This window comes from Nocardia sp. NPDC050175, from assembly GCF_044459885.1.
Lineage (GTDB): Bacteria > Actinomycetota > Actinomycetes > Mycobacteriales > Mycobacteriaceae > Nocardia.
Genome location: NZ_JBITJI010000004.1, coordinates 681,377 through 706,207 on the forward strand (window position 1 = coordinate 681,377; position 24,831 = coordinate 706,207).

The 24,831-nt window shown below is 64.6% G+C and carries 23 protein-coding genes, 1 tRNA gene and 1 pseudogene; 7 read left to right on the forward strand and 18 right to left on the reverse strand.

Annotation, left to right across the window (positions count from 1 at the left end; translation table 11 throughout):
* The first annotated feature begins 311 nt into the window (after positions 1–311).
* Positions 312–393 (forward strand) — tRNA-Leu (locus ACIBK2_RS17470).
* Between the two features lie 998 nt (positions 394–1,391).
* Here the strand turns inward: ACIBK2_RS17470 and ACIBK2_RS17475 are convergent.
* The 7 genes from ACIBK2_RS17475 to ACIBK2_RS17505 form a co-directional block, all read right to left on the reverse strand.
* The gene (locus tag ACIBK2_RS17475) at positions 1,392–2,336 is read right to left on the reverse strand and encodes a Gfo/Idh/MocA family protein (protein ID WP_396968351.1); all 945 of its coding nucleotides are present in this window, start codon (positions 2,334–2,336) and stop codon (positions 1,392–1,394) included.
* A 73-nt stretch (positions 2,337–2,409) separates the two neighbouring features.
* Positions 2,410–3,141 carry an aldo/keto reductase gene (locus tag ACIBK2_RS17480; RefSeq protein WP_396968353.1) on the reverse strand — a complete coding sequence of 244 codons (732 nt, stop codon included), beginning with the start codon at positions 3,139–3,141 and terminating at the stop codon, positions 2,410–2,412.
* A 95-nt stretch (positions 3,142–3,236) separates the two neighbouring features.
* Positions 3,237–4,049, reverse strand: a complete 813-nt coding sequence (locus tag ACIBK2_RS17485) for a VOC family protein (RefSeq protein ID WP_396968355.1) — start codon at positions 4,047–4,049, stop codon at positions 3,237–3,239.
* Between the two features lie 57 nt (positions 4,050–4,106).
* Positions 4,107–4,889, reverse strand: a complete 783-nt coding sequence (locus tag ACIBK2_RS17490; RefSeq protein WP_396968357.1) for a hypothetical protein — start codon at positions 4,887–4,889, stop codon at positions 4,107–4,109.
* A 76-nt stretch (positions 4,890–4,965) separates the two neighbouring features.
* On the reverse strand, positions 4,966–5,622 hold the full coding sequence (locus tag ACIBK2_RS17495; protein WP_396968359.1) for an ATP-binding cassette domain-containing protein: 657 nt from the start codon (positions 5,620–5,622) through the stop codon (positions 4,966–4,968).
* 253 nt (positions 5,623–5,875) lie between these two features.
* Positions 5,876–7,105, reverse strand: coding sequence for a PucR family transcriptional regulator (locus ACIBK2_RS17500; RefSeq protein WP_396968361.1), 1,230 nt, complete (start codon positions 7,103–7,105; stop codon positions 5,876–5,878).
* 68 nt (positions 7,106–7,173) lie between these two features.
* Positions 7,174–7,587 carry a VOC family protein gene (locus tag ACIBK2_RS17505; RefSeq protein WP_396968363.1) on the reverse strand — a complete coding sequence of 138 codons (414 nt, stop codon included), beginning with the start codon at positions 7,585–7,587 and terminating at the stop codon, positions 7,174–7,176.
* A 145-nt stretch (positions 7,588–7,732) separates the two neighbouring features.
* Between ACIBK2_RS17505 and ACIBK2_RS17510 the strand changes: the two genes are divergently transcribed.
* Positions 7,733–8,323: a TetR/AcrR family transcriptional regulator gene (locus ACIBK2_RS17510; RefSeq protein ID WP_396968365.1), complete on the forward strand. Its 591-nt coding sequence runs from the start codon at positions 7,733–7,735 to the stop codon at positions 8,321–8,323.
* Positions 8,324–8,491: 168 nt separating this feature from the next.
* Complete coding sequence (locus tag ACIBK2_RS17515; RefSeq protein ID WP_396968367.1) at positions 8,492–9,196, forward strand: NADPH-dependent F420 reductase; 705 nt, start codon at positions 8,492–8,494, stop codon at positions 9,194–9,196.
* A 136-nt stretch (positions 9,197–9,332) separates the two neighbouring features.
* On the opposite strand, the gene ACIBK2_RS17520 is transcribed toward ACIBK2_RS17515, so the two are convergent.
* The 3 genes from ACIBK2_RS17520 to ACIBK2_RS17530 are packed head-to-tail and all read right to left on the reverse strand — an operon-like array spanning position 9,333 to position 11,623.
* The gene (locus ACIBK2_RS17520; RefSeq protein ID WP_396968369.1) at positions 9,333–10,520 is read right to left on the reverse strand and encodes an acyl-CoA dehydrogenase family protein; all 1,188 of its coding nucleotides are present in this window, start codon (positions 10,518–10,520) and stop codon (positions 9,333–9,335) included.
* The gene (locus ACIBK2_RS17525) at positions 10,504–11,028 is read right to left on the reverse strand and encodes a CoA transferase (protein ID WP_396968371.1); all 525 of its coding nucleotides are present in this window, start codon (positions 11,026–11,028) and stop codon (positions 10,504–10,506) included. Before ACIBK2_RS17525 ends, ACIBK2_RS17520 begins: the two co-directional genes overlap by 17 nt.
* Positions 10,931–11,623, reverse strand: a complete 693-nt coding sequence (locus tag ACIBK2_RS17530; RefSeq protein WP_396968373.1) for a CocE/NonD family hydrolase — start codon at positions 11,621–11,623, stop codon at positions 10,931–10,933. Before ACIBK2_RS17530 ends, ACIBK2_RS17525 begins: the two co-directional genes overlap by 98 nt.
* Before the next feature lie 198 nt (positions 11,624–11,821).
* Between ACIBK2_RS17530 and ACIBK2_RS17535 the strand changes: the two are divergent.
* Together ACIBK2_RS17535 and ACIBK2_RS17540 are read left to right on the forward strand one after the other, a co-directional pair.
* Positions 11,822–12,010 (forward strand): annotated as a pseudogene (locus ACIBK2_RS17535) (helix-turn-helix transcriptional regulator); the annotation flags it as partial.
* 161 nt (positions 12,011–12,171) lie between these two features.
* Positions 12,172–12,306 carry a hypothetical protein gene (locus tag ACIBK2_RS17540; RefSeq protein WP_396968501.1) on the forward strand — a complete coding sequence of 45 codons (135 nt, stop codon included), beginning with the start codon at positions 12,172–12,174 and terminating at the stop codon, positions 12,304–12,306.
* Between the two features lie 34 nt (positions 12,307–12,340).
* Here ACIBK2_RS17540 and ACIBK2_RS17545 read toward each other — a convergent pair whose 3' ends face one another.
* From ACIBK2_RS17545 to ACIBK2_RS17580, 8 genes are all read right to left on the reverse strand, one after another.
* Entirely contained in the window at positions 12,341–13,768 is a 1,428-nt protein-coding gene (locus ACIBK2_RS17545) for a cytochrome P450 (protein WP_396968375.1), read from the reverse strand.
* Positions 13,769–13,794: 26 nt separating this feature from the next.
* On the reverse strand, positions 13,795–14,733 hold the full coding sequence (locus ACIBK2_RS17550; RefSeq protein ID WP_396968377.1) for a hypothetical protein: 939 nt from the start codon (positions 14,731–14,733) through the stop codon (positions 13,795–13,797).
* The gene (locus tag ACIBK2_RS17555; protein WP_396968379.1) at positions 14,730–15,332 is read right to left on the reverse strand and encodes a nitroreductase family protein; all 603 of its coding nucleotides are present in this window, start codon (positions 15,330–15,332) and stop codon (positions 14,730–14,732) included. Before ACIBK2_RS17555 ends, ACIBK2_RS17550 begins: the two co-directional genes overlap by 4 nt.
* Before the next feature lie 35 nt (positions 15,333–15,367).
* Positions 15,368–16,339 carry a ScbA/BarX family gamma-butyrolactone biosynthesis protein gene (locus ACIBK2_RS17560; RefSeq protein ID WP_396968381.1) on the reverse strand — a complete coding sequence of 324 codons (972 nt, stop codon included), beginning with the start codon at positions 16,337–16,339 and terminating at the stop codon, positions 15,368–15,370.
* Positions 16,340–16,360: 21 nt separating this feature from the next.
* Positions 16,361–17,302, reverse strand: coding sequence for a nucleoside-diphosphate kinase (locus ACIBK2_RS17565; RefSeq protein WP_396968383.1), 942 nt, complete (start codon positions 17,300–17,302; stop codon positions 16,361–16,363).
* Between the two features lie 2 nt (positions 17,303–17,304).
* Positions 17,305–18,978, reverse strand: coding sequence for a hypothetical protein (locus ACIBK2_RS17570; protein ID WP_396968385.1), 1,674 nt, complete (start codon positions 18,976–18,978; stop codon positions 17,305–17,307).
* Entirely contained in the window at positions 18,968–21,673 is a 2,706-nt protein-coding gene (locus ACIBK2_RS17575; protein WP_396968387.1) for a phosphoenolpyruvate synthase, read from the reverse strand. Before ACIBK2_RS17575 ends, ACIBK2_RS17570 begins: the two co-directional genes overlap by 11 nt.
* Positions 21,674–22,153: 480 nt before the next feature.
* Entirely contained in the window at positions 22,154–22,375 is a 222-nt protein-coding gene (locus tag ACIBK2_RS17580) for a hypothetical protein (protein WP_396968389.1), read from the reverse strand.
* Positions 22,376–22,761: 386 nt separating this feature from the next.
* Between ACIBK2_RS17580 and ACIBK2_RS17585 the strand changes: the two genes are divergently transcribed.
* Together ACIBK2_RS17585 and ACIBK2_RS17590 are read left to right on the forward strand one after the other, a co-directional pair.
* A complete protein-coding gene (locus ACIBK2_RS17585; protein WP_396968495.1) occupies positions 22,762–24,078 on the forward strand; it encodes an FAD-binding oxidoreductase in 1,317 nt (438 codons plus the stop codon).
* A gap of 244 nt (positions 24,079–24,322) precedes the next feature.
* Complete coding sequence (locus tag ACIBK2_RS17590) at positions 24,323–24,643, forward strand: hypothetical protein (RefSeq protein WP_396968391.1); 321 nt, start codon at positions 24,323–24,325, stop codon at positions 24,641–24,643.
* The last annotated feature ends 188 nt before the right edge of the window (positions 24,644–24,831 follow it).

Genomic DNA, 24,831 nt, shown 5'->3' on the forward strand with positions numbered 1-24,831 from the left:
CGTTGGGGCCTGATAACGGCGAGGATAGCCAAAATCATGAGGAAATCCTCACGTTTGTTCGGCCACCGGAGCACATACTCCCGAGTATTCATGTACGTGCGTACCAGAATCATGGCAAACATGACCCTTCCTCATGTTTGAACACGCTGGTCCGTCGGGTTACTAACACGTACGAAACATGAGCGCTCCTCATGTTGACAGTTATCTAATCGTTATAATCCCTGGTAGGGTTACTGACCAGTACGCCACGCCCGCCCGATGCTTCGCGAAGTCGGTCAAGCCCGGTAGAGTTTGCACGGTCGTACCATCACGCGCGAGTGGCGAAATTGGCAGACGCGCCAGATTTAGGTTCTGGTGTCCACGGACGTAGGGGTTCAAGTCCCCTCTCGCGCACAACTTGTGTCATCCGTGTCGCGTTCGGGGGTTCAAGAGCCCCCGACCGTGACACATATGCCCCCACCAGGGCTCTTTTAACACTTCCCCGCTATCGAAGCCAGCTACCGTGTTCAAGAGCCCTCGAACACGCGCCCTTTGCACACGCGAGAAGTTTGCCCGGACCGGTCCGGAATCTGTCGAGTACCCGACCGTCTGGCCTCTTCGAGATAACAGGGTGATCGCTGGTCCAACACCGACGAAGCCAGCACGTGTCGGCGTGTCTCATCGAGCACGTTTTCCCGAACGCATGCGAAGCCAGCAACCAAGGTGTAGTGGTCCGACAACCGCTTCTACCGCGAAGCAAAGCCGGTCAAACACCCCCGAACCGGACACCGCAACCCAGCAGCTAGCCCTCGCGCGGCATGAGGAGCGAAAGCCCGTCCCGAGACTCCGGATCCCGCAACGGAGTTAATGCCGGCGACATGATCGCCCAGATCACGCCCTTCTTGATTTTCGGGTTGCCCAGCGGCACTCTCGTACATCGGCTGGACTGGCGCCACAGGTTCGCGTGTACGGTCTGGCTGCAGACGCGCTGGTCACCGCAACCAGGACGCATGTCAAGGAGCAAGGCGGTGGACTGGCGACTGGCCATGTTGTTCGGCGCCGCGGGGGGGGTCGTCGAGATCATCAGCCTCTGGGGCAATCTTGCCGCGTGGCAACAGGCACGAAAAGTAGCGAGGCAACGGCGGCGGCGCCGCCTGCCGTCGTGGCGGTCGCACTTCGACCCGTGGCCTGACGCGCTGGTCGCGTGCACCCGACTGATGCTGGGGCGGTGGCCGGATTGGTCTTCCATGACCAGGTGACCAGGGTACGTACGGTGGCAAGCTCAGAACGCCCGGGTCGCGGCAGAATAGCGCGTTTCGTTCTGGATAGCGGTGGTGCTTAGCGGGAGTCCACACTCGTGGACTCCCTCTCGGACTCGGCCCAGCTTGAACGGGCTGCCGTCCTATCCGAGCTCATCGGCTGCGTTTGACGGCCTGGTCGATATCGAGGGTGAGTCGCAGGGCATCCAGGACACTGGCGGGGGCGATCTGGTTGTCGGCTCCCCCTCGTAGGACCGCCAGCACGTGGTCGATCATCGCGCTGTACTGGTCTGCTGAAGCAAGAGCGAGTTCGTGCACGCCGTCGGCGGTGTAGGCGGTGACGGTGCCGGTGGGTTTGCCGTCGAAGCTCATGGTCGAGGTCGCTTCGAGCACGCCGCCGGTGAAGGTGGCGGTGTAGCCGCCGCGCGCACCCCAGGGCATCGGCATGAGCGAGGACACCGTGTCGCGGACGAACGCGTCCGGGTAGGTGAGCGTGGCTTCTATGCAGGCGCTGTCGTCGTCGCGGGCGACGGTGGCCACCTCGATGCCTTGGGGCAGCCCCAGTGTGCGGGCAACGATATCCATGTCGCTGTGCATCGCCTCGAGCGGCAGCGCGGTCAGCCCCAGCGAGGCACCGGGCCACAGCGGAGCCATGCGATTCCAGAGTGTGAGTTGTTCGAGTCGGCCGTAGGCGCCCTCGCGCACGGCCTCGACGAGGGCTTGGTTGGCCGGGATGAAGCGTTCGAACATGTCCACGAAGACCTGTCGGTCGCTGCGGTCGGCGGCCTCGGCTACCCGCTGCGCATCGGCAAGGTTGTCGGCCAGCGGCAGTTCGACCAGGGCGTGCTTGCCCGCGTCCAGGGCCCGCAGTACGTAGTCGGCGTGCAACGGTACGGGCAAGCAGATGTCGACCAGATCGAACGAGGCATCCTCGAAAGCGGTGTCCATGCTGGTGGAGTAGTCGAACCCGAACTGGGCGGCTGCCTTGGCGGTCTTGTCCGGATCGCGTCCGAACATCACCACCTCGACGTCGTCACGCGCGGCATACACCGCGGCGTGGGCTTGCCCGAATCCGGTGCCGAGTAAAGCGATTTTCATTGTTGTCTCCTTCGAATAGACGGTTCGAGCCGCCGCAGCCCGTCCGGCGAGGGCGCCTGGCCGATCCGTCTCGTCAGCGGCCTGCGAGGGCGTCGATCTCGACGATGTCGGCGGCGCTCAGAGTCAGCTGCGCTGCGGCATAGTTCTCCGAGATGCGTTCGCGGTGGACCGATTTCGGGATCACCGCAACGTCGTGTGCGAGGTGCCAGGCCAGCACCACCTGTGCGGGGGTCGCGCCGTGGCGGTCCGCGAGAGCGGTCAGGCTCGGGTGGGACAGTGGTGGTCGCCGCAGCGGGCTGTGTGCTTGCAGAATCACGCCGCGTCGTCGGTGCGCGGCGAGCAGATCCGCGTCGTAGAGCGCCGGGTTGAATCGGATCTGATTGACCGCCGGGGCGCGTCCGGTCGCGGCGGTGAGCGCGTCGAGTTGGTCGAGGCTGTGGTTGCTGACCCCCGCCGCGGTGACGTTGCCTGCGTCGACGGCGGCGAGGAACCGCTGCCACACTGCCAGGTTGTCGGCCGGATCTTTGAGCGGGAAATGCAGGAGCCACAGGTCGATTCGCTCCACACCCAGATGCCGCAGGCTCTCGGTCAGTGCCTGTTCCTCGCCGCCGGGATGATGTTGGGCGTATTTGGTGGTGAGGAAAACCTCGTCGCGGTCGATGCCGCTGTCGGCGAGGGCGCGGCCGACCTGTTCCTCGTTGCCGTACAACCGCGCGGTATCGATGTGCCGATAGCCCACCTCCAGTGCGTAGCGCACTGCACGGTAGGTGTCATCACCCTTGATCTGCCAGGTCCCCAAGCCCATACACGGCAATGCCAGCGGCGCGGTGGACGCAGCGCCCGGGCTGGAAGCGTGGACACTGCGCTCCGTCGATGCGTCGCTGTTCCTCATCGGTTCCGTCACGACGACTTGCCTGCGTTGCCGGGTTGGCTCTGCAGGACGAACCGCAGGCCCTGCGGGTCGCGCACGCGCGCCGAGCTCGTGCCGTCCGCGCCGGTGTTCGGCACGGCTTCTACTGTGCCGCCGAGGGTTTCGGCTGCTGAGGTGACAGCGGCGGTGTCCTCGGTCAGGAAGGTGGGGATCATGTAGTTCAGGCCGTCGTCGCTGCGGTCGTAGAGGGTGCCCGAGGGCCAGTCGTTGCCGGTGAAGATGAGCTGCTGGCCCGACCCGGCGTCGACGAACCTCCAGCCGAAGGCCTGGGCGTAGAACTCGCGGGTGGTCTGCGGGCCGGTGGTGGCGAGTTCGAATCCTCCCATCCAGCCCGGCTTGGGCTGGAACATCGATTCGGTGATGGCCTGCTCGCCGTATTCCATCCGTTCGGAAAAGCGTTCGGACTCCGAGCGCGAGAACAGCGAGAACGGGTTGCCCAGCGGGTCGGCGAGCACCGCGAACCAGGTGACATCGGACACCTGGGTAACCGGAACCTGCACGGTCGCACCGAGTTTCGTCAGCCGGTCGGTGTCGGCGCGCACATCGCTGGACAGGATCGACAAGTTCGATCGGGTCGGGGTGCCGGGAGCTTCCTGGATCGCGCCCATCGGGAACGGTGCGCCGGGGGCGATGATGCGGATGTAGCGGCGGCCCTCGATCGAGGAGCCCGGGTCGAGCTCATAGGTCCAGCCCAGCAGCTCGGTATAGAACTTCTGCACGGGATCGGCGGCATCGGTGGCGATTTCGAACCAGACGACTTGTCCGGGATTCATGAAACCCATGGTTGTTCTCCTTTGGTGTCGGTGTATTCCATTGCTGCGCCGTAGGGGGCGCGAGACTCACGTACGGATTTCGTCGGCGAGCCAGGCGATCGGCTCGTGCTGATGCCGCGCGAACAGGTCTTCGAGCATGTAGGCCGAGGCCAGGGCACGGAAACGGCCGTAGCGGGCGGTCATGTCGGCGATGATGCGATCCGGGTCGGCGGCCTCGGTGTCGTAGAGCAGGCGGGCATAGAGCTTGACGTCCCACGGCGGGACCGTGTCGAGGGCGTCGTAGTGGTGGAAGGTTTGGTACAGCAGGTAGCCCACCGATGCCGGGCCGATGCCGTAGAGCCGCAACAGCGCCTTGCGGGCCTGGCCCCGGTCCATCGCGCGGATCGCGTCCTCGTCGTATCCGCCTTCGAGCATCGACTCCGCGATCCGGACCAGCGATTTCGCGCGGTAGCCGAGCTCGAGTGCCCGCAAGGGTTCCTCGCCGGCAGCGGCGATATCGCGCGTTTGCCAGAACGCGTGCAGCTCATGGCCGTCGAAGCCAACCCGGGTGCCGTAATTATCGAACACCGCGTGCACCATCTTGCTCAGCCGTCCCGCGGTCGCCATTTGCAGCAGGGCGAGAACGCTGACCCATTCGTAGAGGGCGCCGTCGGCGCGCAGGCGCAGGCCCGGCAGCTGTCCGTCCCCGCGGATGGTCTGCCAGTGTGTGCCCGGCTCGTGCCGGGTTGTCGGGTCGGGCAGGGTCGAGGGCTTCGATGTGGTGGTGTCGAAGTCGAACGGTGCCGGCGGGCGCAGTGTGAGGTCGGCGCGCGGGCTGAGGGTGACCGGGCCGCGGGTGCTCGATGCCATTGCTTCTCGCCTTTCGCGTGGTCGTTGTGCGCTGATGTCACCACCGTAGGAAGCCAATAGGTCGGTGAATGTCCTATTACTGCTCGTGGTCGACAGTGCGGTCGAGATCACGCCGCAGGTACTCGGCGGTGGAGGTCTTCGCCTGCAGCAGTTGGGTAGGCGTGCCTTCGAAGACGATGCGGCCGCCATGGCGCCCGCCGTCGGGGCCGAGGTCGTGTTCGATGACCAGCACCGTGTTGGCCGCGTCGACGAGTCGGTCCAGCAGTGCGAGCAGGGTGTCGATATCGGACATGTGCAGGCCCGTGGTGGGTTCGTCGAGGATGTAGATGCCACCGGACTTGCCCAGTTCACCGGCCAGCTTCAGGCGTTGGCGCTCACCGCCGGACAATGTCGACAGTGGTTGTCCCAGCGTGAGATAGCCCAGGCCGACCTCGATCAACGTGCCGATCTTGCGGCGGATCGCGCGGTCGGTGAAGAATTGCGCGGCCTCCTCGGCGGTCAGGGCGAGCACGTTCACGATGGATTTGCCGTGCAGTGTGTAGCCGAGGACGTCAGGGGCGTAACGGTCACCGTGGCAGCGCTCGCAGACGGTGGTGACCGGGTCCATGAACGCCATGTCCGCGGTGACTTCGCCGCGCCCGCTGCACTGGCGGCACGCGCCCTTGCTGTTGAACGAGAACAGCCCGGCCTCAACGGTGTTGGCTTCGGCGAATGCCTTACGGACGGCGTCCATGACGCCGAGGTGGCTGACCGGTGTCGAGCGGGTCTAGGTAACCAAGCCGGTTTGATCCACCACGATCGCCTCGGGGTGCTTGGCGGCGAACACCTCGCTCGCCAACGTCGACTTACCGGATCCAGTACCGATCGTTCTCCCCCGCGAACCGGATTCCGATGTGCCGCGGGAACTACCTTCACCCGCTCAGACGGGCGGTGGCACAACGGGGTCCACGACTGCGTGCAGTGCGTATCGGAACGCGGCGGGCGGCCTACGGTTGAGATGCAGAGCTGTACGGAACACGCAGACCGGGAAACAGTTCGATCGCGCGCAACGCCGTCAGCAGCTCGCCACTGCTGGCAGGGTCTGAGACATCCGACGCGGTGAGCTCGCCGATCCGTAGTAGCCGATGCCGGGCGGTATTGCGGTGGCAGTGCAGCACTTCGGCCGCCCGCGGTGTCGAGCCCGCGCAGTCGAACCACACTCGCATCGTCTCGAGCAACACATCGCGTTCGGCTGCGGGCAGATCCAGGACAGGTCCGAGGCGAGCACGAACCAACTGACCGGCCTCGGCCGGCGCGGCCAGCAACAGCGTGGCCAGCGCATCGTCGCCGTAGTAGGCCACCCGGTGGATGGTGCCCACCAGACAGGCCAGCGCCAATCGAGCCCGGCGTAGTGCCTCCGGCGTTCCGGCAATATCGGTGTATTCAATGCTCACCCCGACACATGCATCGGGAAGCGAGTCCACGACGGCCTGTATCGGTTGACGGTCCGGGCCCGGCAGCGACAAGACCGCGATCTGCTCATCCTTAGAGACCCGCCAAACGCTGCGCACCGGATCGTTCGGGCGATGCCGCACCTCGAAAGTCACTGAATCCTGACCTGGTGGCGTCGATGCCACCAGTACCCGGAACGTGCCGCGGACCGGGAGTCCCAACGATTCGGCAACGGAGCTGTGCTCCGCGGGGTCGCGGCCGCGACCCGCCAACAGTGATTCGACCAGCGCGCCCCGCCGGTGGTGATCTCGTTGGGCCTGTTCGATAGCTGCCTGCTGGTAGCCCTCCAGCAGGTTGCGCGTCCCGACCCCGACCGCGTCGAACATTCGCGTGCTGAGCACGTCGTGCAGCCCGGGCTCGTCGTCCGGAATGAGTGCGGCCGCGGCATCGCGCATCACCCGCGTGCTCTCCACTACCAGTTTGAAGATCGCCGCGAACGGCACACCGGCTTCGGCCCGTTGACGGCCCGCCGCATACGCGTGGTCCACCGTCATCTCCGCACCGCCCAGATGTGCGCAGATCTGCTGCATCGCCTTTCCGACCGAACGCTCCATCCGCGCGAGCTCATCGGCGTTCAGCGCCGCGATCTCCGGGACGGTGTCCGTCATCAGTTCCATCACCGTGCGGGTCAGTTCAGGGACGCGCGCGGGCATGCTCGCGAAAACCTCCGCCGCTCGCTCCGACGTACCGAGCGATCGTTCGGATCGGACATGATTGTCGGTCATTGGGCCTCCGGGAAGTCCGGCGCCATGCGGGCTGCCACACAGGAGCCATCGAGTTCGCTGGTGCCGAGTCAGGCTGGCGGTTCGACGTCTCCGGTGACTTTGTCCAGCGACGCTCGATCGTTGATGCCGATGAGGTAGCCGTTGGGGTCGCGGAAGTAGAACTCCTTGACCCCGTTGTGGTCGACCACGGTGTCTTTGACGATGGTGGCGTTCGCGGCGACGCGCTCGTGCATGGCGTCGAAGTCGTCCACGGCCAGGTAGAACATGCCGAAGAATCCGACGGGACTGTCGGTGAGTTCGGGCAGCCACTGGGTGAGGTTGTTGCCGTCGTAGATGATCGCGCAGTCGTCGCCTTCGTGTTTTACGAGATGGATGTCCTGTCCGTCGCCGGATATGTCGATGACGACGAAGCCGAGGTCGCGGTAGAACGCGGTGGTCGCGGTGGTGTCGGCGACTCCCATGCACGGCATCAGCTTGCTCATGGCATTGCTCCCTTGGTCGGTCGTTCGGCCGCTGATCGCGACCGCCATTTGGTACATTAGTAACAATACATATGCACCTTTACTTTCGTACTATAGTGTGGCCGACGCCATTCACACGCTCGCGGATGGCACAGAAGGGCTGACCATGACATCCACCGACAAACCACGAACCCGCCGGCGTCGCGACCCCGAACAACGCCGCGACGAAGTGATCACCGCCGCCGAAGAGGTCATTACCGAGCGCGGGCTTGCCGCGCTCACCCACCGCGCCGTGGCCGAGAAGTCCGGCGTCACCCTGGGATCGACGACCTACTACTTCAAGACCCTCGACGACATCGTGGTGGCGGCATTGCAACGCGCGGTCGACCGATTCACCACCTACGTGACGGAGTTCCACGATCGCAGCGGCTTCGCAGACATCGAGGAGCTCATCCCCGCCCTGGCCGACGAGCTCGTCACCTCGTATACCGAACATCGCAACCGCACCGCCATGGAATTCGAGCTGTATACCGCCGCCATGCGGGACGCGGCGTTGCGCCCGATCGCCGAACAGCAGATGCAGGTCAGCACCGCTACCTTCGCCCGATACACCGACCAGCTCACCGCCGAAACCGCGGCCGCGTTCGTCAGCGGCCTGACCGTGCGCGCGATGACCGCCACCACACCGCCCAGTCGAGAGCAGGTCATCGCGATGCTCGAACGCGTCCTGCTTCCCACCCGCTCGTCGCACACCTGACGTCCCGATCCGGACCGGCGCGTTGGGCGAGTAAGCAGCGGGAACCGCCCCGCCGACGTGTCGCCGACCACACATCCACTCCTAGTTAAGATACATATGTATCATTACTTGCGTATCACTCACTCGGCCGATCGTCGCCGACTGGAGCACCTATCCGAAGGAGACCACATGAAGATCGCGATTCTCGGCACGGGAGCGGGAGCACGCTGTCATGCAGACAAGCTGACATCGCTCGGTCATGAGGTCACCGTGGGTACTCGCGACCCGCAAACCACCCTCGCGCGCACCGAAACCGATCCCATGGGCACTGCCCCATTCGCCGAATTCCTCTCCGGCCGAAAAGGACTGACGCTTCTCCCGTTCGCTGAGGCCACGGCGGGTGCAGAACTGATCATCAACGGCATAGACGGGGCGAACGCCGTTGCCGCGCTGACTGCCATCGGCAATGACGTCTTGGCGGGCAAAGTGCTGATCGACTATGCGGTGCCCTATCGCTACAACCCCGACATCCCCCGGCCGTGGCCCACACCCTGGGGTGTTATGCCCGCGCTGGATCCGGTCGACTCGGACAGTCTCAGCGAGCAGATCCAGCGTGCGTTGCCCGATGCGAAGGTAGTCAAAGCCTTCGTCACGCAGGAACAGGAAACGGTGGTGGACCCGGCCGAGTTCGGCGGCGACCACACGATCTTCGTTGCGGGCGACCACCCCGAGGCCAAGCAGGCAGCGACCGACCTGCTCCGGTCGTACGGGTGGACCGACATTCTCGATCTCGGCGCCCTCTATGCAGCTCGGGGAATGGAGATGTACGCGCACATGCACTGTGCGATCGGCCTGGCGCTGGGCGGACGTTTCGGTGTCAAGGTCATTCGCTGACCAATGAGCCACAAGACGCCGGTAGCAAGGGGTCGAGAGCCAGCCCTCGACCCCTTGCTCGTTGCGGACGGCTACGGCGACTACTGACGCGCTCACCGCCTGGGCGGCTGACTCGCGTAGCGGGTCAATGAGTACCTCACCCGCTGAACGCGGCGTGTCCGGTGAGGGCTTGGCCGATGGTGAGGGCGTGTATTTCGGCAGTGCCCTCGTAGGTGAGTACGGCTTCCAGGTTGATGGCGTGTCGCAGTGGCGGGTAGTCGGTGGTGATGCCGCTGCCGCCGAAGATGGTGCGGCATTGCCGGGCAATAGCCAAAGCTGCGCGGACGTTGTTGAGTTTCCCCATGCTGATGTGAACCGGTTTGATTTCTCCAGCGTCCTTCAACCGGGCCAGGTGCAGTGCGAGCAGCATGCTGTTGTTCAACTCGATCGCCATGTCGGCCAGCTTCTGCTGGGTCAATTGGAACGCGCTGATCGGCCTGTCGAACTGAATGCGGGAGCCGGCGTAGGCCAACGCGCTGTCCAAGCTGTCTCGTCCGGCTCCGACCGCGCCGAAAAGGATCCCGAAACGGGCTTCGTCCAAACAGGTCAGCGGAGCGCGCAGCCCGTGCGCCTCAGGTAGCCGGGCACTGTCCGGAAGCCGGACATTGTCGAAGCTCAGCTCCGAGGTGATCGAGGCCCGCAGCGCCAACTTGTTGCTGATGTCGCTGGCCGAAAACCCTGGGGTACCACGGGGAACGAGGAAGCCACGCACTCCTTCGTCGGTCATGGCCCACACAATCGCGACGTCAGCCAAGCTACCGTTGGTGATCCACATCTTCTCGCCGGTCAGAATCCAGTCGGCGCCGTCTCGTACCGCGTGGGTGCGCATGCCCGCGGGATTGCTGCCGAAGTCGGCTTCGGTGAGGCCGAAGCAGCCGACCGCGTCTCCTGCGGCGAGCCGGGGCAACCACTCCTGTTTCTGGTTTTCGGATCCAAAGCGCCAGATGGCGAACATCGCCAACGAACCCTGCACCGAAACGAAACTGCGCAGGCCGCTGTCGGCGGCCTCCAGCTCCAGACAGGCCAGCCCGTAGCTGACCGCGTCGACCCCGGCACAACCATAGCCGTCCAAATGCATGCCCAAGAGGCCGAGCTTGCCCAGCTCCGGGACAAGATCGCGCGGAAAGTGATGGTCTTCGGACCATTGCCCGATGTGCGGGCGGACCCGGTCAGCGAGGAACTCGGCCACCGCGCGCTGGATGTCGCGCTGATCCTCGGTCAAGAGCGAGGAGATGTTCAGCAATTCCAGCGCAGCGCCGACCGGCGCGTCATCGACGGTGCTCATCGCAGATCTCCTTTGTCGCGATATCGGATTCAAGCCGGGCGCGGATGTCTGCACTATCCGCCCCGAGAGCTGGCGGCGCAGTCCGGTAGCGCACGGGACTACCGGACAAACCGATCGGGTTGGCGACCGCAGCCGACCGCTCCGGACCGATCTCGAAGTCCGCACGTGGCTGCAGTCCGAGGCGATCCGCGAGCTCGAACGCACCGGCGATGTCGTTGACCGGCCCGCACGGCACACCCAGCGGAGTGAGCAGCTCATACCACTGCGCGGCGGGCCGGGTGGCGAAGATCGCGCCGAGTCGTCCGGCGAGTTCGTCGACATGGGCGACGCGGCCGGTGTTGTCGGCGAACCTTTCCTCGGCCGCCAGCTCATCGGCACCGATCCCCCGGCACAGCGCAACAAACTGATTGTTATTGCCGACAGCCAGCGCCAATGGCCGATCTGCGGTGGCGAATACCTCGTAGGGTGCAATGGACGGGTGACGATTCCCGAGGATGCCCGGCACCACCCCGGCCAGCGTGTAACCCCCGCTCTGATTCACCAGACCAGACAGCAGTGATGGCGGCAAGGTGGGGTGGACGGGTCGCGGCCACGCCGTACTGAACGAGCGCAAGATAGGACACCCCGCTCATGCCGACCTTGCCGTTGCTCCACGCCTGGGTACCCGCCCATTCGACCAAGTCGTATCCATCCAGCGCCTCTTGAAGCGAAAAATAGGTGGCGTTGCCCTCACAGCCCCAACTCCCCCGGGTGTCGGCGTAAACGACCGCGTAGCCGTGGGCGACCCAGTACGCGGCGGCCGGCGCTTCGAAGACGGTGCCCGCGGGCAGCGGTGGATCTATGTCGGCGCCTTCAGCCAAGTTTGGTTGAAAGTCGATGGTGTTGTGTTTGCCGTAGGGGGTGTAAGCCAGCAAGACCGGAACCCTGGCTTCGGTCTCGGGCCGCAAGATATCGACGTAGAGGATCGTGCCATCCCGCATGGACACAGCGACGTCACGTTCGATCCGCTTGCCGTCGCGCACCTCGCTACTGGGGCGCAGCCCGGGATATCCGTTCTGGTGTGGCGATTTGGCTTCGGTCATCAGCAAGGGGAATTCGAACATGGCAACGCCTTCACTCTCGTCGGGAAAACGCGTTCGCAGACTCCATCATCACCGGCATCAATACCAAAATCCCCTGTGCGGCGCCCCTGTGTTTCACTACTTCGACAGTGCCCCCGCACAGGCTGGGTGCCCATTGCAAACGCGATATAGCCGAGCCCTAGGTCATTCGATGACCTAATAGCAGGGCAGAATCAAGACATGCGTGATCCCTCCGGTCGGCTGCTGCGACTGCTGACGCTCCTGCAGTCACCACGCGAGTGGACCGGCGACGAACTGGCCCAACGCCTCGGCGTCACTGCGCGCACCATCCGCCGCGACGCCGACCGCCTCCGTGACCTCGGCTACCCGGTACAGGCCAGTCACGGCAATGTCGGTGGCTACCGGCTCACCACGATCGGTGCTACAGGCCGGTGCTGTGCTCGCCGCAGGCGGCATGGTCACCTTCGGCGTTCTCGCCACCGCGAACGGCCACGACATCACGCTGTGGCAGACGATACTGCCGCTGATCCCACCTCGGCTCCGGCGATCCAGCGACCCAGGCACCCGAGATGCCCGCCGCCTTCGCGGGCTCGCTCTGGTACGTCGCCGCCGCCTTCGCGGCCGCGGGCGTAGTCCTGTTCCTGCTCCCCCGGCGCAGCCGAGAGCCAGAGAACTACACCGCGGAGTCGGCACTGGTTCACTGACCCAGCAGTCGGGAACGCGGCGATCGCCGCGCGGTCATGGGCGCCGCGGCCAATTAGCCTGATGTATAGGCGAACTCGGGCAGTGCCGGGCCGTATCCGGCTTCGCCCCCTGCTGACAGACCGGCTGGATCGCTGGGGCTCGTGCGCGCGGGATCATCGGCAAGTGGTCCGGATGAACCACCACTCCCCGCGTGACCGGATGAACGGTGGCGCCGTGGCGGGGATGAAACTCCCACTGTGCGGCGATGGTGGCGACGTACACCATCAGCTCGGTCATGGCGAAGATGTCGCCGGGGCACTTGCGCGGCCCGAGGCCGAACGGTATCGCCGCGTCGTGTGGGCGCAGTTTTGCTCGTTCAGGTGCCCAGCGCATCGGATCGAAGAGGTCGGGGTTCTCGAAGACCCGCCGATCATGGTGCAGCATATACAAACTGACCGCCAGGGTGGCGTTGCCGGGCACCCGCACACCGGCAATGTCGGTGGGCGCGTCGGTTCGCATGGGGTTGATCCACGCCGCGTACTTGCGGATCGCCTCCTGCACCACCCATCGGGTGTAGTCCAGTGACCGCAGGTCTGCTGCGGTGACGACGCCCGATCCGAGGACGCTGTCGACTTCGGCGTGGAGCCGCCGCGCCACCTCGGGCTGCTCGGCCAGTTCATGAAAGATCCACCCCAGGGTAGCGGCCGGGGTGTCGACTCCCGCGACGAGCAATCCGCACAACTCGTCGACGACCTCTTCCTGGCTCAGCGTTGCTCCGTTCTCCCCGATCGGCTCGAACATCAAGTCCGACAACAAATCCCGCCGCTCTTTCGGGTTCGAACGCCGCGCGGCTATCATCGCCGCGCATACCGTCCGCAACCGTACCGTTGTCTCCTGAAAGCGCCGACCGATCGGCAGCGGTAGTCCGCGCGACCAGCCAGGCATCGTCTGCCGTGCCACCGCGGCGTGCACGGCGACCGGGAGATCGCGTTGAACTGTGTGCACGACCGCGGGTTCGGGTTCGACACCGAACAGCGTCGCCGACACACCGGACAGCGAGAGCGCGAACAACTCTCGGTCCAATGCGACCGGAACGTCTTCGCGCAGTGACCGGGCCCAGTGGCCGGCATGTTCGGCGAGCATCGGCACGTAATCCAGGACTCGCCGATTTCGTAGCGCAGGTGCGTAGAGCCTGCGCCGATCCCGGTGGATCCGGCCGCTCAGGGTGGCTACCGACGACCCGAACAGCTCGCGGCCACCGTCGGCGAGCCCGTCGCGGTTGACGCCGACTACCCTGCCGACCAGCACGTCACGTGTGAGTCCGGGATCGGTCACCAAGTACATGGGTTGCCTGCCGAGGTAGATCCGGACCACGTCGCCGTAGCTTCGGGTCGATTCGAGAAAGCCGAGGGGGTCGCGACTCAGGCGCAGAGCGTGCCCGAGAATCGGTAACCGTCCCGGTGCAACAGGGATTGTGTCCATCTTGGCCTCCGTTGAGAGCGGGTGAATCACGAGTACGCGGCGCCGAGCGCCACCGAAGTGAGACAACAGATTCCGACGAAACCGAGCGCTGTGCCCACGGGCCAGCGACGCTCGATCGGTGCGCCGTCACCGGCCCAGTAGCGCAGCGCACCCAGGAGGGGCAACCCACCGGCCACAATGGGCACCGTTGCCAGAACCGCAGCGCCACCGGAGAATTGCCACGGCCGGACCAGCACGACGTACACGGCGATCGCAGCGAGTGCGCTCAGCAGGGTCGCAGCACCGCTTCCGTTCGCTCCGAGAAAGTTGGTGTAGAGCCGCTTCTCTCGCCCGCCTGTTGCCGTTTTGCGCGCGAGTTCGACGTGCAGGAACAGCAGTGAGTAATAGCCCATCAGCCCCAGGTACGCGCCTGCGTGCTCAACCGCAGCGGTGCCGATCGACGACACGATCAGATACCCGTTGAGCGCAGCCTGAATCGGAAGGGCCACAGCGAGTTCTATGAGCATGTTGTCCCGCACCAGCGCGACGCGGTGCTCCAACCACCATAGGCCGAGGCCATAACTCAGGACCAGCGCGATGATGCCGCCCGAAGCCGCCGACACGAGACCGTTGACGATCAATATCGGCACGCCCAGCATCGCCATCGCGGCGCGCAGTTCGCCTGGGCTGACCGCCCCGGCCACCAGGGGCCGATCCGGATGGTGCACCCGGTCGTAGCCGAGGTCTTTCTGTTCATCGATCATGCGCATGAACAACAAGGTCGCGGCGACCGTTATCCCACGAAGTACGCTGCCCGGTAACGGTTTCCAATCGGAGCCGCCAACGATCACGGCGGTGAGGCTCTCCACCGACCATGCCCACAGGAAGGCGACCGGAAGGTGTATTCGCAGCGGAAACATCACCTCGACGAAGTCGGTGATATGCCGCAAATGCACTCGGCCGTCGTGGATTCGGAGCGTCGTCACGGCGCCGCAACCGTCCAGCGATTCCAGCACATGATGCTGTCGACGTCGATGCGTGCGGCCGGTCGCGGAATCGACCCGCGCAGGTACCCGACCGGCAGCAGCGCGATCTGCGCGACACGATCGAACGGGATGCCGAGCAAAGTCGCGACCTCTCGTTCATACGTCAAATGCACTGTCGTCAGCGAAGTTCCGAGCCCACGGCTGCGGGCAGCCAGCATGAAGCTCCACACGGCAGGAAAGACCGAGCCGTAGTACCCCGCGAGCCGAACCGGCCCCTCGGTGACCGGTGGCCGGCCCGTCGCGCAGGCCAGGACCAACACCGGAACCCGATGCAGGTGCTCGGCGAGAAACTGTGCGGAGCGGGCCGTCGAGGTCGATCGTGCGGCGCTGGGCGCGGCGGCGACGTACGCCTCGAATGCCTGGCGGTAATAACGTGCGACCGCGGTTCGGGTGCCTGCGTCGTCTATCGCGAGGAATCCCCAGCTCTGGCGATTTCCCCCTGACGGGGCGTATCTCGCCATGTCGAGACAGTCCCGGACGACGTCGCGGGAAACCGGCGTCTCGAGGTCGAGCTTGCGTCGGATCGCACGAGTCGTCATCAGTACGGTGTCGATAGCGCTCGCGCTATCCGCCGTCATCGACGGTGCCCGATCGTAGCGTCGATCAGGTCTGTGGTGAATTCGTTTGCGCTGCCGGGCGCCTCGAATTGCCAGGTCAGTTCGATCTCGGCGACCGCACGGCCGGCCTGGGTCAACGAGGCCAAGGTGCGCCTACCTTCTGCACAGATGCTGCTGAGCAGCGGCAGATCCAACTCGGCGATGTCCCGAAACTGGGCATCGATGGCCGTGATCCGCCCCTCGGGCATCGAGTCCTGCTTGGCGAACGCGAGCAGCGCATGCTGGCGGGCCGCTTCGAGTTCGAGCATGCCGGGCACATGGTCGACGTGGTGATCGAACAAGGTGGGGTTGCCGGTGTCGACTACTACGACAGCTTCGTCCGTGTGCCGTGCAGGTGACAGCACGACATTTCGCGGGTCCGCTCGACCCACCTGCGCCGGTGCGATGCGGTGCGCCTGCGCGGGCTTGCTGATTCCGTGCTGAGCGCGCTCGGCGCGTTGACGTTGCCGCAGCACCTTCCAGTGGTCCGTATCCACCCAGCTCGCCGAGATCTCGACGCGGGCCGCAGGGCGCCCGTCGCGGCAAAGAATGTTTTCGACGACGACTCCGGTCAACTGGTCCCCGCGCGCGTAGCGTCGCATGATCCGGCACCTGCCGACGACATCAGCGGGGACGGACCGAACAGCCAGCAGATCTTGCTCGACCTCCCGAAACTCGAGGGTTCGGATCACGAACTGGCTGCCGGTCGGCACACCCAGGTAGCGATGCACCACGGCCAGCGACCCTTGCCGCGCCGTTTCGATGATCAGCAGCGGGTCGTATTCCTGGCGGCCGAGGTCGGTGTCGGAGAAGAACGGATGCCAGCGGGGCAGTTGCGCGCCGAACCGATAGTTATCCTCGGCGACCTGGTCGGTGGAGGTCACGAAGACCTCGCTGTTTGCCCTGCGATGGACCAGATCACATTCGATGGTGTGACTGAAATTCAACATGAGATGTACCCGCTTTCATTGTCAGAGAAGGGTTTTGACCCCGGGTTCGCTCATCGGGAACACGGCGGCCCCGGCGACGACGACGTTCCATGGATCCAGCGACACTCGGTGGCGGTGGGCCAGTCGCAGGAAGCAAGCCAGTCGGGCTGTCCGGTCGCCCGCGCTGGTCGCCCAGCTCGTCCGCAGCTCGGCGGCCAGGCGCGGCGGGCCCTCCGCCAGAATCTCGCGAGCTTGGGCTTCTATTGCCCGCGCGGCGTCCTCGAAGCGCAGGCTGCGCCGCGGTGTGCCGAAGTACAGCTCGTCGATCAGCCGCTGTGCGGCGTCGGCGCGGTCCACACCGCGGGATGCGGATCGGAACAGCTCAGCTCGCTCGTCACGGTCGAAGTAGATGCCGAGTTCGCGGATCACATCGGCCGGCTCGTCGGTGCTGTGCACCAAGTTCAGCAGATAGCCGTAGCGTCCGAGCTCATAGCGCAGTTGTCCGGGTCGACGCCGCTCCGGGTCGGTCGGCCCCTTCCGCTCGGTCAGTTCCACCGACACCGGCCTTGCATCCCCAGCCCGGGTGACCACCAGCACCAACGCATCGGCGAGGGTACCGAGTAGATCCGCCAGGAGTCGCCGCTCGGGCGAAGCGGCGTTCCACTGGAAGTACCACACGGCGCGCACGATGTGCGGAGTCATTCGTATCCGGCGGGCTGCGACGATTCGAAAGCCGTTGTCCGTCAACCAACTAACAGTCTGATCGAGGACGTGACCCAGTACCGCGTCGGGCTTGCACAGCAGAATGGCGTGCCGGTATGCGAACCCGGTCGGGTCCTCGGTCTGGGCACAGAGCTGCTCGAAGCTTTCCCGGAAGTAAACGTCCTCGCTGTAGCGGCGCAGTTTCGCCGCGCTCCCCGAAAGGCGCGTGGACAATACTGCGGCCGAGCCGATTTCGGGTGTGGCGTCAGTCGTTGCGGTCATGGTTATCGGCTCCGCGCGGGTAGGTGGGGCTGGGATCCGGTGGTCAGGAGGTCGAGGGCCTCAGGGAACAGGACATCAAGGCCGAGAGCGGAGTTCAGGCCGACCCAAGCTCGGACGATGGCATTGAGCCGATGGAGTCGATCCGGACAGCTCAAGCTCCCCGCTGCCTGCCCGCTCCCGGCCTCGGCTCGGACGCGGCCGATCAGATCGTGCAAGGTCTGTGTCAGCTGCTCGGACGTGACCGGAAGTTGCAGTGCCGCTATACATTCAGCAGCGATGGTCCGATGTTCGCAGGCCAGACCTCCCAGGTAGCGCACGATCTCGGTATCTTGTGGGAGTGGCTCGACACCATGCGCGGACAGCAGGCTACGGCAGGCGAACATGACCATCCGGTGCGCAGCGGTGCGGGCAAGTGGCCAGTCCCGGCGTTGCAGCGCACCGGTCAGATCCTCACGAGTGATCTCGAGGAAAAGATCCGACCAGACCAGGCTCATGCCGGCGGCGGCGAATCGGGTCGCGGGCAGCGCCGATAAGCCGATCCGGGCGATGTCGACAACCCCGCCACGCATCGTGACCGCGATATCATTCTTGGACGGCGGCGGCGTTACCGGCCGCACCGGGGCACCGATCAATTGCCAAGGCCGCAACGGCGTGTCCTCGGCCCAGCCCACCGTAAGAAACCCCAGGCGCAGGAACTCGGCCACAACGCCGGTGGCCTGCCCATCCACTCCGTCGGAGGTCACTTCGGTAAGTAGTTGGGTGCGGGACAGCGACCGCCATCCCTCCGCGGCCGATCCCTGCAGGACGAAAACATCGAGCCTGTCCCGAAATACGTGCACCACATCGTCTGCTTCCCAGGTGAGCAGGTTGTCCGCGACGTCGAGCCGGACGTCATCACGGCCGGTGGTGATCCGGGACAGACCGGCCTGGCGGGCCAGATCCAGGACGTCTGTGAGAAATCCGGATCCGCTGGCGCCGGATTCGCTGTCAGCGGGCAGCCCTCCCGTCAGCGCGCGGTACTGCTGGATCAGATCCGTTTCAGCGCCGAGCCGATCGAGTTGGTGGTCAAGCCATTTCGGTTCCATGTAGCATTCGCCGCGTCGTGCCGCCCAGTACTTCATCGCCTGCATCGCACCGTTGCGGGCCCAACCGTCGGCGTCCTCGCGCGCACCCAGGGCGGCGAGCACCACCGCATACCGTAACGACAGCCGTGCCTGCCGAGCCCACCACCGAGCGGTGATCGCGTCGAACTGCGGCAATGGCAGTCGTTCGCGGATCCGATCGATCAGCTCGCCACACCACACCGGTACCGCATACAGGAATCGCTGGCAACGGTCCAGCAGATCTTCGGAGAGTTCGTCCGCGCTCGCCGCCACCACCTCGAGCAGCTGTGTGGTCAGTTGTGCCACCGACTGGGAACGGACCTCCACTCGATGTGTCGCCAGGTGCAATGTCGTCCGCAAGGTCGGCTGGATGGTCGAGTCCGGGTAGATGACCAGGAAGTCCACGTCGGAGCAATCGTTTCCGAATCCCTCGGCGTGCGATCCCTCCAGTGCCAGTGCGGTGCCCGGCGGCAGATTGAGCTCATCGGCCAGCAGGTCGGCGAGGTGGTCGATCTCGGCACGCGGCAGTGACGTATTCGAGCGTGGGACAACACGATCGGCACTACGCGTCATGGCTGTTCCCGTCGGCCAGTGCGAAATCCGCTGTGGCGTCGGCCGGTACGCCCAGCACCGTGACGGTCCCCCCTGTGCCGTCGACCCGCACCCGCGTGCCGGTAACCAGGCGTTTAGTCACGTCCGCGATCTGCACGACGGTCGGCACACCCAACTCCCGGGCCACGATGGCGACGTGGGTCAACGGGCTGCCGCGCTCGATGATCAACGCCGACGCAGAGGCCAGTGCCGTCACCCAACCGGGATCGGTGCGGTACGTGACCAGCACTCCACCGTCGACGTCGCTCGGCGTGCTCGTCACTACCGCGATACCCTCCGCGACTCCGCCGCCGGAGGCGACGCCACGCAATACCGTGCCCGCACCGGACGAGCCGCCTCGACTGCCCGCCGCGAATCCGGCGCGTGTCAGCTCGTCGCCTCGGTAGGGGAAACCCGTGGTGCGGAACCGCGGTGGCGCCTCCAGCACCTCGTCCTCGGCCCGCTGGCGCTTGCGCGCCGTCACAGTCGAGCGCAGATCAACATCGGAAGCGCTACCGTCGAAAAGCGCACGCACCTCATCGAGCCGCAGAAAGAACACGTCGGTGTCCGACTCGAGCACCGATTCCCCGGCAAGACCGCGTCCGAGCGCTCGGATCATGGCCTTTCGGAGGCCGAACGACCGGGTCCGAGTGAATCGCAGCCGCTCACGGTAGGCGAGGCCGCGCTGTGTCTTTCGGCGGAGCAGTTCGTAGATGCGGCGCCGGAACCCGTGCAGATGGTCGTTGAGGAAAGCATCGGCCGAGTCGGTGCTCGCCCGGTATGCGGTGGTGGGTGCCTGCCGCAGCATGGTGAAGAACTCGCGCGGGTCGTCGCGTAGGTCCGGGCTTTCCAGTTTGAGTTCATTCGGGCTCCGGTCGCCGAACGCTGCCAGGTAAGCATCGATTCGCTCGATCAACGTGTTCTTTCCGGCGTCACGGAGCGCCTGACGGAAGGCTTCCGGCGGGGTTTGGTCGAGGAGTTCAGCGGCAACGACATCCGCGCGCACCGCGGCGGCGAGTTCCACCAGCGCGGAGGCGGGGTTGATGGATTCGATGTCAGGTCCCGGACTGATCACCACCCAGTCGAACCAGGGTGGCGGTTGCGGTAGCCATCGTCGCCCGAGTGCGTATAACAGCCCCGCGGAGCTCAGCAGTGTCGCGTCCAGGATCAGCATGGGCCCGGCATGCTCGACCTCGTCGTTGTCGAACTCGCGCCACAGCTCGAACACCTGCGCAACGGGCATGGTGTCGTAGTCGATGGCTTGGTATCGGCTGTGGCGCTCGTAGAAGTCCTTCAGGAATCGCTCACAGGCCCGCGACACCGTCGCATACTTGGCCAGGTATATCGCTGAAGCCCTTGCCCGCCACAATAACTCGCGGAGGCGGGACTCGAACCCGAAGGCGCGCAAGGACTCTGCCTGCGCCGCCGGTAAGGTTTCGGATACACCCAGCGACAGTTCGAGCATTGCTCGACTACTGCGGTACCCCGGTGCGATCCACACCATCCGATACCAATGCAGGAGGTTGTAGTAGACGCGCCCGTGGAAGTAGCCGAGCATCGAGGGCAACCAGCGGTCCATCTGGCGCAGTTGCGGTTCCCGCACACCCAGGACACGCGCGTACTCCCGGTACATTCGACCGTAGAGGTCCGCCGCGACAGTGAAGGTCAATGGTGCGCAGACATCACCGTAGCTCTCGATGATGTTGGAGTTATCCCAGATGCGCTGGGCACCAACGCTTTCCTTGTGGACCGGTGTGGTGATCGCACGGCTCTGCAAGATCCACAGCCGGTCGTTCTCGAAGGCCCATTCGATGTCCTGATCGGCGCCGAACGCCTCGACGATCGCGGCTCCAGTGCTGCGCAGCCGCTCGATGTCATCGTCGGTGATCGATAGACGAGCGCGCGCCGCGGTTTCGACGGAGACCGTATCGACGCCACCGCCGGAATCAGCTACCCGAAAACGGCGCTCCTTCGCACCGATGAGCCGGTGGACTATCTTGCCGGTCGATCGGTGCACCAGTACGGTGTCGGCGTCGACGGCACCGGAGACCAGTCCCTCGCCCAATCCGTATACCGAGCTGATCACAAACTCTTCGCCGCGCCCGGCGCTGGGATCGCGGGTGAACAGCACACCACTAGCGGTGGCATCGACCATCCGCTGCACGATCACCGCCATCGCGGCGGTGCCCGCGCACTGGTGCTGCCCGCGGTACGCGAGAACGCGCTCGGAGTATGCCGAAGCCCAGCAGTCGATGATCGCCGTGACCACCGCCGAAACTCCCTCTACCCCCAGGAACGACTCGAACTGCCCGGCGAACGAGTATTGAGCCCCGTCCTCCTCGGCCGCCGAGGATCGCACCGCCACCCGGCCGCTGCCGACCGACGCATACGCGTCCGCGGCAACCTGGCGCAGTTCCAGGGACGAATGAAATGCTTCGGTGACCGTGCGCAGCCCCACAGCGATCTCGGCCGGTTCGAGGTGGGCGATCGAGGAACGCAAGGTCTCCACCTCGCTTCGCACGCCGGTTTGCTCGGCAATGCTGTCGAACGTCTCGCCACTGATAACCGTCCACTCCGGCACCGCGAAGCCATGACGGTCGAGCAACCACAGCGCGCGGGCCTTACCGCCGATCGACGACACCTGTGGTGCACGTTCTTGATCCTTGGAGAATCTCATTCCGCTCCTTCCACCAGGCCCCCCGCTTACAGGATCATCGGCATCGCGCGCAGCGCCGATGGTCCACAGCAACCCGTTTGCGGAGGCGAATTGGGCCGCGGCACACTGCATGCCTACCGTGGAGCGCCGATAGCGTCGCCGACTGCGGGTCGGTGGGATACAGCCGAGAAATCTGAGCCGCATACCGGCTGTCACCGGCGCGAAACCAACGGCGGGCACTACACAAACGCGCAGAGGCAGCGATGCACCCCTCGGAAACCTGGCGGGACCATCGGTTCACCGAGGCGGCGCTACTCGCGAGCGCATTGAAACAGCGCTCGAAACGTGATGCTGCAGCAAGGCCTGGTGCACTCGCGGGCCAGCCGATGGACGAGAAGAATTTCCAATCCAGGCGAAACGCTGCAGCCTCCAATATTGGGCAACTACCCGCAGTCAGAGACGCCAGGTCCATTCATCACCAAAGGCACCGACCACTTGTGCTCAGTTGAAAAAGAACGCGCTGAAATTCTCGATATCCGACACGAAGGTCTCGTCTGCCGCGATCCGGCCATTCTCTAAAGTGCAGACATGGACTACGTATTGGTCGAGAGTTCTGCCGTTGTGTTGCGCGGTATTGTGCTGGGTTGTAGCGACATTGCCCATGCTGACATGGCTGTGCAGGAACCGGACACTAATGCCGAACTCGTTGTTGAGCTTGTGCATCCGAGCGATCATCGCGTCGACTCCCACGGTTATCCCGGATATCGGGGCATCACCGGGCAAGGTCCATGCGACAAATCGACACGCCGAAGGTCTACGCAAGCGACCCATCACAAGACTAACGCCAGGGTTGTCGGTGGCCGCGATGGCTATCGGGCGGCTGTTGTGCGACGGCACAGCACGGTTGGCAGCAGTCGTGGCCGTCGACCATCGTTTCGGGAACGCCGCCGCATCAAGCTGGAACCGAGCGGGACTCGTCCGCCTACATCGAGGAGGAAACTGTGCACTCGTTGAGCGATCGTGGCCGGGTGGTGCGTCGTTTTGATGCCGAATACGCAGAACTGCATGCAGGCTGGAACGGCAGGTTCCGGACAGAACCCGTAGAGGTCGTGTTCCCGAGCAGCGCACGAGAAGTCGCGGCGGCTCTGCTGAATGCTCGTGATCGCGGGTTGCCGTTCCGAGTTCGCTCGGGAGGCCATTCGGTGGACGGGTTCTCCAGCGTCGAGGGCGGGATCGTCATCGATCTGGGCAAGCTCGACAGCATCGAGGTTTCCGACGATATGGCGTATGCCACCATCGGTGTCGGCACCCAGATCCACTGCGTCTACGAGAGATTGGCCGACGTCGGCCGCGCGGTTCCCGGCGGTATCGGCCACACGGTGGGGGTGGGCGGGTTCACCACTGGCGGTGGGATGGGGACGCTGGCGAGGTGGCTAGGTGCTATGGCGCACAACGTCGTGTCCCTCGAGGCCGTTGACGCCCAAGGGCGCATCGTGCATGCCGACCGCGAGCAGAACTCCGATCTGTTCTGGGCCTGCTTGGGAGCGGGCGGTGGGAACTTCGCGATCATTACCTCGCTGCGGTTCCGCATCACTCCCCTGGCTTTTGTGACCACCTATCGGCTGTCCTGGTCCTGGGAGGATTTTGAAGACGTTTACCGGGTTTGGGAGAGTTGGGCGCCCTATACCGACAATCGGCTCACCGCCTACATCGCCCTGTGGCCCACCACCTTGGCGAACCGTGTCGACGTCGGCGGCGTGTTCCCCGGCACCGAGACCGAGCTTCAATCCCTACTGCGGCCACTGCTGCGTGAGGTCCCGCGCCCTATCGACCGCCGCGCGCGACGATCCAGCTTTCCGGAAGCAATTCGCACGCTACTCGCCGGCATCGCCGAGGAGAGTTTCGATATCGGCGCTCGCGCTATCACTGCCTCGCCGACCTTCGACGCACCTCTCGACGACACGGCGGTACAAGCGCTGCGGGAGTGGCATACCAAGGCACCGTGTAATTCATTCACGTGGAGTTTCCCCGGCGGCGGGGCACTGACGACCGAAACCGAGACCGGGGCAACCTCGTTCGCGCACGGCGTTTCGGCTCAGAACATGCTGTTCCGCTCCGATTGGACTGAACCCGCTGACGATGCCGCGTGTGTCGCATGGGCGCAGGGGATTTACAACGATGTCCGGCATCGAGTCACCGGCGCTTACCTGAACTGGACCAACGTTGAGATCGAGGCCCGCCCACACATGTTGTATGGGGATGGGTTTCCGCGATTGATGCAGATCAAGCACCGGTACGACCCACAAGGAGTTTTCGGTTTTTCCCACTCGATTCCGGCGACGTTGTCCCGCACGGAATGCGTCAATCTGGAGCTCCCCGGAACGATGGTCGCCGAGATCGAACGACGTGGCCTGCTACGCGGCTGACGATGTCAACTAGGGAGAACTCGATAGTGCTGAGGAAACGCTTGCCCGCCGCGATAGCCCTCGCGGCAGCACTAGTCTTTGGTATTACGAAGAGCCATGCCTTGGCTGCGCCGATGACGTAATCCGAACAACTCAAACGGGCGACAACGATCCTCAATTTTGTCTGCAAGGACGGCGGCACAAAAGAGTACAGCGAGTCCTGGTACCAGGAGTACTCGGAGATTAAACGCGTTTTCCATACGACTTGAAAAGTGATGAGCAGCCCTTTTATAAGGCACTGAATCTCCTCTACGGTTCCGTCGGGTTCAATCCGTATAGCAGGCAGGCGATGTGCGGGGACCTGGAGAACTGGGCCGTAAAATTCAAAGAGGTAGTGACGGCGTCCAAGGGTAAGCTCAAGACGTGCTGTACGACCGCCCAAGGAATATCGGACTTCCTCGAGGAGAATTTCGACGACCTCGACGACCTCAACTCTCGGGAATACAGAGGTGAGGGAAAGTACGAGAAGAAATGGCCCTGTCGCGAAAAAGACGGAATCTGCCAGGAGGGGAAGCTGGCCGGTTAGCTCTGGGCGAGGCCCGTGCACACGCTGCGATAGCCCACTGCGCGCCATCCCGGTAGCAGCCCCTGAAAGAATTCGCCAGGGATAGGAAGTTAACCAATAGATCTCGCAGGATGCCGTGTACAGCGGAACCTGAGAGGGCCCAGTAGTCGAGGCCTTCGCCGACCTCGCCAGGTGGCTTGAACAAGAGG